The following is a 13,249-nucleotide window of genomic DNA, read 5'->3' as shown; positions in this document are numbered from 1 at the left end:
CCCGGCAGGTATTGACGCCCTTACCCTGGGTAACCTGACTCCGGAGTAAATACATCCGAGCCGGGAGTTGGACCATGGCCGACCGCTACCTGACCCCTGTCCTCGCCCGAGGCGCACTCCTCTCCCCCTTCAAACGGGCCCGCCCCGACGCCGCGGTCCCCCCGACCCGTCTCGTTCTGCCCGGTGTCCGTATCGACCTCGCCCGGCTCGCCGCGTACGAGCGGGTCTGCGGGTTCGCGACGGGGGCGGACGCGCTGCCGGTGACGTATCCGCACGTTCTCGGGTTTCCGCTCGCGATGCGGATCATGGCGAGCCGCTCGTTCCCGCTGCCGCTGCTCGGGCTCGTCCACACCTCGATCGAGATCACCCAGCGGCACCCGCCGGCCGCCACGGAGGCGTACGAACTCGGCGTGTGTGTCGCCGGGTTGACGCCCCATCGTCGCGGGACGCAAGCCGTCGTCGTGACCGAGGCCAGGGTCGACGGCGAGCCGGTGTGGGAGTCGAGGAGTACCTATCTCGCCCGGCACCGGACGACCGAGGAGCCGACGTCCACGCCCCCGCGGGGGTCGGACGACGCCAAGCCCCTCCCCGTCCGCGCCGAATGGCGTCTCGGCGCGGACGTCGGGCGGCGATACGGTGCGGCCTCGGGGGACCGCAACCCCATCCACCTGCACCCCCTCACCGCCCGCCTGTTCGGCTTCCCCCGCGCCATCGCGCACGGCATGTGGACGGTGGCCCGCTGCCTCGCGGAACAGGGCCCCCAGGACGCGGTGCGCGTACGTGCCGACTTCAAGGCACCGGTTCTGCTGCCGGGCACCGTCACTTATGCCGCCGACGGCCCCGCGTTCGAGCTGCGCGGCGGCGGCACGGACCTGCTGCATCTGGTGGGTGAGGTACGGCCCCTGCCCCGGCCCGCGGCACCCGAGTGAGGCAGGGGTATCGGCCTCGGAATGGTGGGAAATCTGCGGGTCCGCGCGATCCGGATCCTCGCGCGCGGAGGCACGCCTGTGCGGCGGGCCACCCCAGGGGGCGACCCACCGCACAAGTGATTCAGGTCCGGCGTGTGAGCGGCCGGCTCTTGGTCAGCGGAGACCGAAGGCCCGGATCACGGTCTGTGCGACCGCGTTGCCGGCACTGTCGTGGGCGTGAGCCCGCAGCGAGACGAACCGGGCCTGCTTCGGAGCGGACAGCGCGAACCGGCCGTCGTGTCCGCAGGTGATCTTCTGCCAGGTGTGTCCGTCGTCGTAGGACACCTCCAAGGTGACCGCCGACAGGGTGCCGGCGCCCGCGGCGTGGGCGAGGTGGGCGACGGACGCCGTCAGTGTCGCGTTCTTCGCGGCCTTGCCGGCCGCGTTGGTGTCGACGCCGTAGTTGATCTGCAGGAGCGGCAGGACCGCCTTCTCGTCCCCCGCCGGGGCCTGGGAGGTGAAGTCCCATTCGGTGTGCGTGGTGGAGGAGTACGGGCTCACCGTGCTGTCCCGGTTGGCGTCCAGGACGAGACGGTAGGGCAGCTTGCCGGCGCCGGGTGCGTCAGCCTGCACCTCGGTGTTGTCCGAGTTCTGAGCCAGTTGGGTGTCTCCCTGGTAGAGCGTGAGGGTGTGATGCATGCGCTGGTAGTCCATGGACATGCCGACGTGGTCCGAGCCGCCCCAGGCGGGAACGTCGAGGACCAGGTGGCTCCCGCTGCGGGTGGGCGACTTGTAGTTGTCGTTCAGGTACGGGCGCTCGATGGGCTTGAACCACTCCTGCGTCTGCGTGCTGCCCGCCTGGTAGGTGGTGCGCGGCTCGATCTCGTAGAGCAGACCCGAGACGTACGCCTCCTGACCCCAGGAGTTTCCGCCCCCGGTGGAGACCCAGTCGACCCGCTGCGAGTTCACCGGCTCCGACGTGAAGGGATCACCGATCGCCCAGTCCGCGTTGTAGACCGGATGGTCGTAGCGGAACTCACCGCCGCCCAGGGTCGTGTCGGGGCTGTCGAAGGTGACGTTCACCCGCGCGAGGTTCTCCCGGCCGCCCTGGACGACCATGTGGTCCGGGATCTCGTTGTGCCACGTCCTCATCAGGTCGTACACGTAGGGGCTGACAGGCTGCGAGTCCACCGAGAGCTTCGCCCCGCGATCGGAGGCCTGGCCGAAGAGCTTCTCGCCCTCGTCCGTGCTCAACAGCGTGACGTCGATTCGGGCGGGGGTGCTGGCGCCCCACGGGGAGGCCTTGCTGTAGCTCCGGAATCGGCGCCCGGGTTCGTTGTTCACGACCAGCAGGAGCTTGGCGCCCGCCGCGACCGCCGCGGCGGCCTGGTCGGCGTCGCTGATCGTGTCGTTGCGGCGGACGACGACCGCCTTGCCCCGCGCGTCCAGACCGGCGTAGTCCGCGCTCGTGCCGTCGCCGGCGGCCACGAGCGGGAGCCTGTAGTGACCCTGGGGCAGCGGGGTGACGCCCTGTTGCCGGAGGGCGTCGGTGAACTCGGTGGTCTTGGTGGCGATGGCCAGTGCCGGCTGCTCCTTGCGCCAGCGGGCGCCGAGGTAGAAGTCGCCGTGGGTCACCTTGTGCGTGGTGGGCTGGGCCCACAGGCTGTCATAGCCGGTCTGGGTCAGCAGGAAGTCGCGCCAGTTCTGGCCGCCCATCGAGCGGTCGTACTCCAGGCGCTGGAAGGTCGCCTCGGTCCGCTGCGGTGTGGTCATGTCCACCCGCTTGATCTTCGCGACGTCCAGGGTGACCGTGACGTCGTGGTGGTCCATCACGACCTCGGGGTCACCGAGCAGCGCCATCCCCATCGAGTGCGGGCCGTGCACGCCCTGCACCTCCTCGAAGGACATCACCGAGTAGACGTCGTTCTGGAGGTACGTCTGGAACGTGCCGGTTTCGTCGACGTAGTAGAACACGGGCGCGTCCTCGCCGGACCTCAGCACCTCGACGGTTCCTGACATCGGGTTGCCCTGTGCGTCCTTGAGGAACACGGTCAGCTTGTGGGTGACGTCGCCCAGCGACACGGCCGTGTGGGTGACGACCTTCCCCGCCGTGTCGGCCGCGACGACCTGGCCGGTCCAGCGGTCGCCCCCTGTCGCCGTGGAGCCGTCGATGGTGACCGTGACCTCGGCGGTGCCGTGCGCCGGCACGACGACCTGGGGGACGGACAACTGGAACATTCCCGCAGGGGCGTTCGGGGCCTGCACGGACAGGTCGAGGGTGACCGGCACGTCACCGATGTTGGTGTACGTGACCGGGCGTTTCACCGCGCCGGACCCGCTCGTCGTCACATCGGTGGCGAACGCGGTCGAGGAGGCGAAGACGCCGGCGCTCAGCGCCGACGGGACGTCCACCCGGCCGCTGCCCGCCTGGAAGGCGTTGTACTTGGGCAGTTGCTTCGAGCTGCTCACCAGCAGGTCCTTCAACTGTGAGCCGGTCAGCCCGGGGTGCGCGGCCGCGAGCAGGGCCGCGGCGCCCGCGACATGAGGGGTGGCCTGGGAGGTCCCGCTCATGTACTGGTAACTGCCCTCGCCGTGGTCCACGTATTGAGAGCGTGCCGCCAGCACGTCGACGCCGGGCGCGGTGATCTCCGGCTTGAGCGCGCCGTCGATGCGCGGGCCCTGGCTGGAGAAGACGGCGACGTCGTCCGAGGAGTCGACGGCCCCCACGGTCAGGGCGGCGTCAGCCGCGCCCGGGCCGCCGATGCCGGTGGGCGTACCGGTGTTGCCTGCCGCGATCACGAACAGGGCCCCGGCCTCGGCGCTGAGGCGGTCGACCGCCGTGCTGAGGGGGTCGGTGCCGTCGGACGGAGTCGGGTTGCCCAGGCTCATGTTGATGATGTCCGCGTGCTGGTCCACCGCGGCCCACTCCATGCCGGCCAGCACCCAGGATTCCTCGCCGAAACCCGTGTTGGAGAGCACCTTGCCGATGTGCAGGTCCGCGCCGGGGGCGACGCCCTTCTCCTTGCCGTCCGACGCGGCCCCCGTGCCGGCGATGGTGGACGCGACGTGGGTGCCGTGCCCTTGGCGGTCCGTCACGTCCTCGTCCGGGACGAAGCTCTGCGAGGCCGCTATCCGGCCGGCCAGGTCGGGGTGTTCGGCGTCGACGCCGGTGTCCAGGACGGCGACGTCCACGCCCTTCCCGGTGTCACCGGCCTCCCACGCCTGCGGCGCGCCGATCTGGGAGGTGGACTCGGCGAGATCCGCCTTCACGACCCCGTCGAGCCAGATGCGGGCGATACCCTCGCCGAAGGCCGGTTTGCCGGACGCGGCTGCCGCGGTCCTCGAGCCCGACGCCGGCGCGGAGGTGACGGCCCGCCAGAAGTCCGCCGACCGGTCCCGGTCCTCGGCCAGCGCGGCACCCCGGACACTGCCGAGGGCCCTGACCCGGGTGGCGCCCTTGGGGGTTGCGGAACGCAGCCCTGAGGAGGCTTTGCTGTCGTACGAGACGATCAGCGGCAACTGGTCGCGATGTGCGTCGTCGTAGCCGTCCGCGACGAGCCGACTGACGTTGAACAGGCGCTTGTCCAGCGTGCCCGCCGCCACATAGGGGAGAACGGAGCCGGGATACACGTACAGGTCGCCGTTCGACTCCATGATGTGCGCGTCGACCGGTGCCCCGGTGGCGCTGCGCACATCGACGGTGCCTCCGGCCTTGCTGCCGGTCTGCCGGGTGGTGACGACGTCCCCCGTGACCAGGGTGACGGTGTGGGCGCCCGGAGGCACGTTTTGCGGCGTCGTCGGGGCGGAGTCGGCGGGTACGGGTGCGGGTGACGCCGCATGAGCGGCGGACAGGGCGGCGGGTTGTGCCAACGACAGGAGGGCCGCGCCTGCGACGGCGCACACGCTCCAGCGTCTCGGTGATGATCTCAAGGAATTCCCTGGATGTTCCGTGGGGCCGGGTCGGCCCACAAGCGGGTCATGACTGAAGTGACGGACCGGCGGGGGATCGGTGGCCGACGCTGTGGACCGATCGTGGGGGTTCCGGGATCGCGCGGCAGGTTGGCCTGGACGAGCACAGTTAAGGCTTGTGGCCGGGAGATGTATAGATCAGACTCGTGTCCGATATCGCCAGCTGGCGAATCGCGCCAATACCGGTCCGACGGCTCGCCGAGCCGCGACGACCCAGGAGGAGGCCCGGTGCTCGATGTCCTTGGGATCAGCGAGTTCGACGAGCGGGTCTACCGCGCTTATCTGACCAAGCCGGACCGGACAGCGCTGGAGATCGCCGAACACCTGGGCACCACACCCAGCCAGATACGGCACGCGGTGGCCCGGTTGATGGAACTGGGCGTGCTGCGAAGAGAAACGCACGGCCAGTACCGGCCGGTCAGCCCGCGGACCGCGTTGAGCGCACTGCTCGCCAAGCGCCGAGCCGATTCCGAGGCGGCGTTCACCGCGGTGCTGGACGCGGTCGATGACCTGGCAAGTGAGTACCGCGCCAGCCGGCTGCAGGGGGATCCGACCGAGCTGGTGGAGGTGATCACTGGTGAGGCGGCGGTCACCCTACGGGTGGCCGAGCTGACCCAATCGATGCGCACCCACTTCTGGGTTCTTGACATGCCCCCGTACATCGGCCCGTACAGCAACGAGTTGGAGGAGACCTTCACGAAGGAGCTGCTGGGCCGCGGCCTCGACATACGGTCCGTCTACACCCCGGAGGCGCTGGAGCAGCCCGGCCGATTCGAGCTGATCACCCGCCTGGCCCAACTCGGCGAGCAGGCCCGGATCCTGCCGGCCCTGCCGTTCAGGCTGCGGATCATGGACCGTCGTGTCGCGCTGGTCGCACTGATCGGAGGACAGTACGACAAAATCATCGTCGTCCATCAGTCGGGTCTGCTCGATGCGATCCTCGAGCTGTTCGACACCTACTGGCAGCGGGCACAACCCATCGTCTCGACGGCCCCGGAGACCCCCGACCAACCGAGCAAGGATGATCTCTTGCTGTTGAAAATGTTGCAAACGGGCTATAAGGACCAGGCGATCGCCCGGCAACTGGGCACGAGCGCGCGCACCGTGACCCGCCGGATCGCCGCGATGGCGTCCCGGCTCGGCCTCGAGACCCGCTTCCAGCTGGGCACCGAAGCCGCCAAGCGAGGCTGGATCTGAGGAGGGTCGGGGACTGGCGCGGTGGCTGTTGCTCCGTTTCCAGTCGCCGCCGCTTCACGTCCCTGGTGCCCGAGCTGGGATTCCGAGGTCGTATCAGTCCTGTGGGGGCGTCCAGGGGCGGTCCTCCAACAGGTCACCGAGGCCCGCCCAGGCGAAGTTCATGAGGGTCGCCGCGGCCTGCCGCGCGGAGACGCCCGGCGTGGCGTTGGCCCAGGCGGCGAGGGACTCGGCGGCGCCGACGAGGGCCTCGGCGAGTCCGGCGACCTCCCGTTCGGCCAGGGACGGGTCGCGGTGTGCCTCGCGCGCGGCGACCACGATCAGCTGGGTGACGAACGCGACGAGTTCCTCGCGCATCGCCGCGACCTCGGCCGCGAACGGCTCGCCGTGCGTACGCGCCTGACGGTGCAGGACCGCCCAGCCGTCCGGATTCTCCGCCGTGTGCGTGAAGAACGCCCGCAGGCCTGCCCAGAGTTGACGGTCGGCGGGCAGGTCGGGCTGGACGCCCGCGCGTACCGCCGTGGTCAGTGCGGCCGCCTCACGGCGGATGCAGGCGGTGAAGAGGTCTTCCTTGGAGTTCAGGTACAGATACACCAACGGCTTGGACACGCCCGCCAGATCGGCGATCTCGTCCATCGAAGCGGATCGGTACCCCCGCTGCCCGAAGGTCCGCACGGCGGCGTCCAGCATCTGCTGTTCACGTACCGCGCGCGGCATCCGCTTGTTCTTCACAGCACCCATACGGGCAAGCGTACGATCGGCCGCCGTCGGCCAGGCACAGCGTTACGAGGTCTGGCCCTGCACGCCGCCGCGGGCGGCGTCGTCCACGCCGTCCTCCTGGCTGCGGTTCTGCTCCAGGTTGGTCTTCATGCGATCCACGCGCGCGACGACCTGGGCGGAGGCGCGGTCGCGCTCCTTGCGCAGCACGACGAAACTGATGGGCGCGGAGATCACCAGCGCGAGCAGGACGATCCACATGTAGTTGGAGTCACCCAGGCCGCGCGGGGCGATGCCCAGGTAGACGAGGCCCCAGACGACCACGAGGCAGCCGGCGAAGACGCCGAGGCGCATCAGTGTGTAGCGGCCCATGTCAATCCACTCTTCCGTTCCGAACCGTTTCGAACGTTCCCAAAGGGCACCGTCCAGTGAAGCACGCCCGGCCCGATCCTCGTGCAGGGGGGCCTCAGTCGCCAGGCGGGAGAGGCAGCAGCATCGTGATCTCGTCACGGTCGTCGCCCGGCGCGACACGCAGCGCGTCGGGCGCCCGGCCGATCTCCTTGTAGCCGCAGGAGGCGTAGAAGCGTTCCAGTCCCTCCCCGCCCCGGCAGGTGAGGCGGAGTCCCTCCAGGCCGAGCGCGCGGGCCCGGTCCTCGGCCTCGCGGAGCAGGTCGGCGCCGTAGCCGCGGCCCTGGAGGGCCGGGTCGACCATGACGGTGTACAGCCAGGCCCAGTGGCGCATGAGGGGGTGGTCGTTGAGGGCGAGGAACGCGGTGGCGGCGAGCCGGCCGTCGGCGGTGAATCCGGCGAGCAGCCGGGTGCGGCCCTCGGCTATCGCGGTGAGGTGGGCCTCGGCGCGGGGGCGTATGTCGACGGCGGTCACCGGCGGCACGAAGCCGACCGCACCGCCCGCGTTGGTGACATCCGTCCAGAGAGTGAGCAGCTGGTCGGGCAGGGGGTGGGTCGGCTTCGCGTCACGGGTGAACAGGGTGAAGGTCAGTGGCACGGCCACCGAGCGTAGAACACCGAGGTCGGAGTGGACCAACTGCGGATGTCACCCGTCCACGCCGGGTTGAACTTCCGGAACACGAGGACGGAGTCGTCGGACGAAGCGAAGTGCCGGCCCCCTCCGCGAGGAGGGAACCGGCACCGGGGCCGTCATGGGCGTACGACCGGACCGCGGAGCGTCAGACGCGCATCGGCTGCGGCGACTCGCGGCGCGCCGGGTCCGGGCCGTCGTACTCGCGGATGATCTCGTAGCGGGTGTTGCGCTCGACCGGCTGGAAGCCCGCGTCGCGGATCAGCTCGAGCAGGTCCTCGCGGGTCAGCTTGTTCGGCGTGCCGTAGTTGTCCGCGTCGTGAGTGATCTTGTACTCGACGACCGAGCCGTCCATGTCGTCGGCACCGTGCTGGAGGGCGAGCTGCGCGGTCTGCACGCCGTGCATCACCCAGAAGACCTTGACGTGCGGCACGTTGTCGAAGAGAAGACGGGAGACGGCGAAGGTCTTCAGGGCCTCGGCGCCGGTCGCCATCTGGGTGCGCGCCTGGAGCCGGTTGCGGACCTTGCCGTCCTTCATGTCCACGAAGTCGTGCTGGTAGCGCAGCGGGATGAAGACCTGGAAGCCGCCGGTCTCGTCCTGGAGCTCACGAAGCCTGAGGACGTGGTCGACGCGGTGGCGGGGCTCCTCGATGTGCCCGTACAGCATCGTGCACGGGGTCTTCAGACCCTTCTCGTGCGCGAGCCGGTGGATGCGCGACCAGTCCTCCCAGTGCGTGCGGTGGTCCACGATGTGCTGGCGGACCTCCCAGTCGAAGATCTCCGCGCCGCCACCGGTGAGGGACTCGAGGCCCGCCTCGATCAGCTCGTCGAGGATCTCCGACGCCGACAGCCCGGAGATGGTCTCGAAGTGGTGGATCTCCGTCGCCGTGAAGGCCTTCAGGGAGACGTTCGGGAGGGCCTTCTTCAGCTCGCTCAGCGACCGCGGGTAGTAGCGCCACGGCAGGTTCGGGTGCAGGCCGTTGACGATGTGCAGCTCGGTGAGGTTGTCGTTCTCCATCGCCTTGGCGAGGCGGACGGCCTCCTCGATGCGCATCGTGTACGCGTCCTTCTCGCCCGGCTTGCGCTGGAACGAGCAGTACGCGCAGGACGCGGTGCACACGTTCGTCATGTTGAGGTGGCGGTTGACGTTGAAGTGGACGACGTCGCCGTTCTTGCGCGTGCGCACCTCGTGGGCGAGCCCGCCCAGCCAGGCCAGGTCGTCCGACTCGTACAGCGCGATGCCGTCTTCGCGGGTCAGCCGCTCACCGGCTCGAACCTTCTGCTCCAGCTCGCGCTTGAGCCCGACGTCCATGCCTCTACCTCTTCCTCAGACAGCCTTCGTAAACCGTACTCCCCCACCCTCCGGGCGGGAGGGGCCCCCATCAGGCACTTCGTGCCCTAACCCTCTTCGGGCAGCTCTCCGACCCGGTTCTCCCACTTCGTGGAGAGCACGATCGTCGTACGGGTCCGGGAGACACCCTTCGTCCCCGAGAGCCGTCGGATGGTCTTCTCCAGCCCGTCGACATCACTCGCCCGCACCTTGAGCATGAACGAGTCGTCGCCCGCGATGAACCAGCAGTCCTCGATCTCGCCGAGGTCCCGCATCCGCCGGGCCACGTCCTCGTGGTCGGCGGCGTCGGAGAGCGAGATGCCGATCAGGGCGGTGACGCCGAGACCGAGCGAGGCGGAGTCGACGGTGGCGCGGTAACCGGTGATGACCCCGGCCGCCTCCAGCCGGTTGATGCGGTCGGTGACGCTGGGTCCCGACAGACCGACGAGGCGCCCCAGCTCCGCGTAGGAGGCCCGGCCGTTCTCTCTCAGGGCCTGGATGAGCTGCCTGTCCACCGCGTCCATGCGATCGCTAGCCTTCCGCTGAAGTGTGTGAGTCGTGAGTGGTGCGATGTTGCTCAGTGGTGCTCGGGTCGTGCGTGCTCGTGCGTGCTCCGGTCGTGCGTGCTTCGCTTCACAGGTGCTCGGTCGTGGCCGCTCAGGTCGCTCGGGAACCGCCGCCGAGTTCGCCCTCCCACCGGCGGTACAGCCCGTGTTCGACGCCCGCCGCGTCCAACACCCGCCCGGCGACGAAGTCCACCAGGTCCTGGATGTGGGTGGCCCCCGCGTAGAACGCCGGCGAGGCGGGCAGCACGGTGGCGCCCGCGTCGTCCAGGGAGACCAGATGACGCAGCGTCTGCCCGTTCAAAGGGGTCTCGCGGACGGCGACGACGAGCTTGCGCCCCTCCTTGAGCGTCACACTCGCCGCGCGCTGCAGCAGATCCTTCGACAGCCCCAGGGCGACTCCGGCCACGCAGGCCGTCGAGGCCGGCACGATCAGCATGCCCTTCGAGGGGTACGAGCCCGAGGACGGCCCTGCCGCCAGGTCACCGGCGCTCCAGTGCCGTACGTCCTCGATGCGCACGTCGAAGGTGCCGGGCTTGCCGTCCGCACCACGCGCCAGCCATTCCCGCAGGTCGTCCTGCCAATGGGCGTCCCGGAAGGGAAGGCCGGTCTCGTCGAGCAGCGTGAGCCGGGAGGCGCGCGAGACCACCAGGTCGACGCTCTCCCCCGCCGCCAGGAGCGCCCGCAGCACGGCGGCGGCGTACGGCGTACCGGAGGCACCCGACACCCCCACGATCCAAGGCCGGCGCTGCGTCTGTCCTGGCTTCATGATGTCGAGGGTATCCGGCGGCTGTCGGGATTCAGACCGTGAGCCCGCGGACCAGCAGATCGAGCAGGGCACACACGAACAGGGCGATGCCGATGAATCCGTTGACTTGGAAGAACGCGCGGTTCAGACGGGACAGGTCGTGCGGCTTCACGATGGAGTGCTCGTAGAGGAACGCGCCCGCGACGATCAGCAGGCCCAGCCAGAAGAACGCGCCCGCGTCGGTAGCGACGGCGTACCAGGCGAACAGGGCGGTGGTGACGGCGTGGCAGCCGCGCGCCCCCCAGATCGCGGCGGGGATGCCGAAGCGCGCCGGTACCGACATGACCCCGATCTCGCGGTCCGTCTCGACGTCCTGGCAGGCGTAGATCAGGTCGAAGCCGCCGATCCAGATCCCGACCGCGAGCCCCAGGATGACGGCGTCCCACGACCACTCGCCGGAGATCGCCAGCCAGCCGCCGATCGGGCCCATCGCCTGGGCCAGACCCAGGATGGCCTGCGGGAAGTTCGTGAACCGTTTGCCGTACGGGTACACCACCATCGGGATCACCGCGATGGGGGCGAGGGCCAGGCACAGGGGGTTCAGGAGGGCCGCGGCGCCCAGGAAGAAGACCAGTGCGACCAGCGCGCCCGTCCACGCGTGCTTCACGCTCATCGCGCCGGTGACCAGCTCACGGTGGGCCGTGCGCGGGTTGCGGGCGTCGATCTCGCGGTCGATGATCCGGTTCGCCGCCATCGCGAACGTGCGCAGCCCGACCATCGCGATCGTGACGAGCAGCAGCCTGCCCCAGTGGACGTTCCTGTCCCACTCGAACATCGCGGTCAGCGCGGCGATGTAGGCGAAGGGCAGCGCGAAGACGGAGTGCTCGATCATGACGAGCCGGAGGAAGGCCTTGGTGCGCCCCGGCTGCTGCGGGAGCGCGGCGGATGCGCTGGTCACCGGCCGGCCGCCCGTCCGCTGTTGATCCGTCCGCTGTTGATGGACCTCACAGGCCGTACTCCTTCCAGCGGCGGTCGACCGTCGCCGCCGTCTCCGGGTCGGAGAGAACCATTTCCGGCCATCCCCCGTCCCGGGTGTAGCCCTCCTCGGGCCACTTCCTCGTCGCGTCGATGCCCGCCTTGCCGCCCCAGAACTGCTGGTAGGAGGCGTGGTCGAGATGGTCGACGGGGCCTTCGACGACGGTGAGGTCGCGGCCGTAGTCGGTGTTGCCGAGGGCCCGCCACGCGACCTCGTGCAGATCGTGGACGTCGCAGTCCGAGTCCACGACCACGATGAGCTTCGTGAGGGACATCATGTGCGCCCCCCAGACGGCGTGCATCACCTTTTGGGCGTGCTTGGGGTATTTCTTGTCGATCGCGATGATCGCGCAGTTGTGGAAACCGCCGGCCTCGGGGAGGTGGTAGTCCACGATGTCCGGCACGATGATCTTCAGCAGGGGGAGGAAGAAGCGTTCGGTCGCCCGTCCGAGGGGGCCGTCCTCCGTCGGGGGCCGCCCCACGACGATCGACTGGAGCAGCGGGCGCTTGCGCATGGTGACGCAGTCGATGGTCAGCGCCGGGAAGGGCTCCTGCGGCGTGTAGAACCCGGTGTGGTCGCCGAAGGGCCCCTCCGGGAGCATCTCCCCCGGCTCCAGCCACCCTTCGAGCACGACCTCCGCGTTCGCGGGCACCTGCAGCGGGACGGTCTTGCAGTCCACCATCTCGATCCGCTTGCCCTGGATGAACCCGGCGAAGAGGTACTCGTCGATGTCACCGGGCAGGGGGGCGGTGGAGGCGTACGTCACGGCGGGCGGGCACCCGAAGGCGATCGCGACCGGCAGTCGCTCTCCCCTTCTCGCCGCCACCTGGTAGTGGTTGCGGCTGTCCTTGTGGATCTGCCAGTGCATGCCGATGGTGCGCTTGTCGTGGCGCTGGAGGCGGTAGAGCCCGAGGTTGCGGATTCCGCTCTCCGGGTCCTTGGTGTGGGTGAGCCCGAGGTTGAAGAAGGAGCCGCCGTCCTGGGGCCAGGTGAAGAGCGCGGGGAGGGCGTCCAGGTCGACGTCCTCCCCGTGCAGCACGACTTCCTGCACGGGCGCGTTGTCGGACTTCACCTTCTTCGGCGGTACGTGGGTCATCGCGCCGAGCTTGCCGAAGGCCTCGCGTACGCCGACGAAGCCGTGCGGGAGTTCGGGCCTGAGCAGGCCGCCGATCTTCTCGCTGATCTCGCCGTACGACTTCAGGCCGAGGGCCTTCAGCAGCCGCCGGTCGGTGCCGAAGACATTCATGGCGAGCGGCATGGCGGACCCGCGCACGTTCTCGAAGAGCAGCGCCGGTCCACCCGCCTTCTGCACCCGGTCGACGATCTCCCCGACCTCCAGATACGGGTCCACCTCGGCCTTGATGCGCTTGAGGTCGCCCTCGCGCTCCAGCGCCCTCAGCAGGGATCGAAGATCGTCGTAAGCCATGCGTCCAAGTATCGCTGAGGCCCACCCGACACCGACGTGCGCCCCACCGCCGTGGGCAGGACCACCCCTCTCGCCCCCGCCGCCCCTACCCGTCCCATCCCCACTCGGGGGCTCCGCCCCCAAACCCCCGATCGGCCTGAACGGCCTCGTCCTCAAACGCCGGACGGGCTGAAATATGCGGGCCAGGGTGGGTGGGTAGACGGGGTGGGCAGGGCATCGGCCTCCGGCCTCGTCCTCAAACGCCGGACAGGCTGAAAGACGCGGACCGGGGTGGGTGGGGTGCGGTCTCCGGCTTCGCCCGCAAACGCCGGGCGGGCCG

At 69.6% G+C, this 13,249-nt stretch carries 11 protein-coding genes; 2 read left to right on the top strand and 9 right to left on the bottom strand.

Features of this window, described 5'->3' with window-relative positions; all coding sequences use genetic code 11:
* Nucleotides 1–74: 74 nt before the first annotated feature.
* Nucleotides 75–929: a MaoC family dehydratase gene (locus KVT44_RS22225; RefSeq protein ID WP_217568257.1), complete on the top strand. Its 855-nt coding sequence runs from the start codon at nucleotides 75–77 to the stop codon at nucleotides 927–929.
* Between the two features lie 153 nt (nucleotides 930–1,082).
* Here the strand turns inward: KVT44_RS22225 and KVT44_RS22220 are convergent, their stop codons facing one another.
* The gene (locus KVT44_RS22220) at nucleotides 1,083–4,811 is read right to left on the bottom strand and encodes a S8 family serine peptidase (RefSeq protein ID WP_308314072.1); all 3,729 of its coding nucleotides are present in this window, start codon (nucleotides 4,809–4,811) and stop codon (nucleotides 1,083–1,085) included.
* A gap of 195 nt (nucleotides 4,812–5,006) precedes the next feature.
* Between KVT44_RS22220 and KVT44_RS22215 the strand changes: the two genes are divergently transcribed.
* Nucleotides 5,007–6,074, top strand: a complete 1,068-nt coding sequence (locus tag KVT44_RS22215) for a helix-turn-helix domain-containing protein (RefSeq protein ID WP_254649711.1) — start codon at nucleotides 5,007–5,009, stop codon at nucleotides 6,072–6,074.
* A gap of 93 nt (nucleotides 6,075–6,167) precedes the next feature.
* On the opposite strand, the gene KVT44_RS22210 is transcribed toward KVT44_RS22215, so the two are convergent.
* From KVT44_RS22210 to KVT44_RS22175, 8 genes are all read right to left on the bottom strand, one after another.
* The gene (locus tag KVT44_RS22210; protein WP_190169874.1) at nucleotides 6,168–6,812 is read right to left on the bottom strand and encodes a TetR/AcrR family transcriptional regulator; all 645 of its coding nucleotides are present in this window, start codon (nucleotides 6,810–6,812) and stop codon (nucleotides 6,168–6,170) included.
* Between the two features lie 42 nt (nucleotides 6,813–6,854).
* Complete coding sequence (locus KVT44_RS22205; RefSeq protein ID WP_075028610.1) at nucleotides 6,855–7,160, bottom strand: DUF4229 domain-containing protein; 306 nt, start codon at nucleotides 7,158–7,160, stop codon at nucleotides 6,855–6,857.
* A 94-nt stretch (nucleotides 7,161–7,254) separates the two neighbouring features.
* On the bottom strand, nucleotides 7,255–7,794 hold the full coding sequence (locus KVT44_RS22200) for a GNAT family N-acetyltransferase (RefSeq protein WP_217568255.1): 540 nt from the start codon (nucleotides 7,792–7,794) through the stop codon (nucleotides 7,255–7,257).
* Between the two features lie 181 nt (nucleotides 7,795–7,975).
* Entirely contained in the window at nucleotides 7,976–9,139 is a 1,164-nt protein-coding gene (gene mqnE / locus KVT44_RS22195; protein ID WP_217568254.1) for an aminofutalosine synthase MqnE, read from the bottom strand.
* An 86-nt stretch (nucleotides 9,140–9,225) separates the two neighbouring features.
* Nucleotides 9,226–9,681: an Lrp/AsnC family transcriptional regulator gene (locus KVT44_RS22190; protein ID WP_054232130.1), complete on the bottom strand. Its 456-nt coding sequence runs from the start codon at nucleotides 9,679–9,681 to the stop codon at nucleotides 9,226–9,228.
* 133 nt (nucleotides 9,682–9,814) lie between these two features.
* Nucleotides 9,815–10,489, bottom strand: coding sequence for a UbiX family flavin prenyltransferase (locus tag KVT44_RS22185; protein WP_099921224.1), 675 nt, complete (start codon nucleotides 10,487–10,489; stop codon nucleotides 9,815–9,817).
* 31 nt (nucleotides 10,490–10,520) lie between these two features.
* Entirely contained in the window at nucleotides 10,521–11,426 is a 906-nt protein-coding gene (gene mqnP, locus KVT44_RS22180) for a menaquinone biosynthesis prenyltransferase MqnP (RefSeq protein WP_099921225.1), read from the bottom strand.
* 46 nt (nucleotides 11,427–11,472) lie between these two features.
* Nucleotides 11,473–12,930 carry a menaquinone biosynthesis decarboxylase gene (locus KVT44_RS22175; RefSeq protein WP_099921226.1) on the bottom strand — a complete coding sequence of 486 codons (1,458 nt, stop codon included), beginning with the start codon at nucleotides 12,928–12,930 and terminating at the stop codon, nucleotides 11,473–11,475.
* Between the last annotated feature and the right edge of the window lie 319 nt (nucleotides 12,931–13,249).

Source organism: Streptomyces sp. GbtcB7, assembly GCF_019091445.1.
GTDB classification, from domain to species: Bacteria; Actinomycetota; Actinomycetes; order Streptomycetales; family Streptomycetaceae; genus Streptomyces; species Streptomyces mirabilis.
The sequence above is the reverse complement of the archived record's forward strand: the minus strand, read 5'-3'. Positions and strand labels throughout refer to the sequence as shown.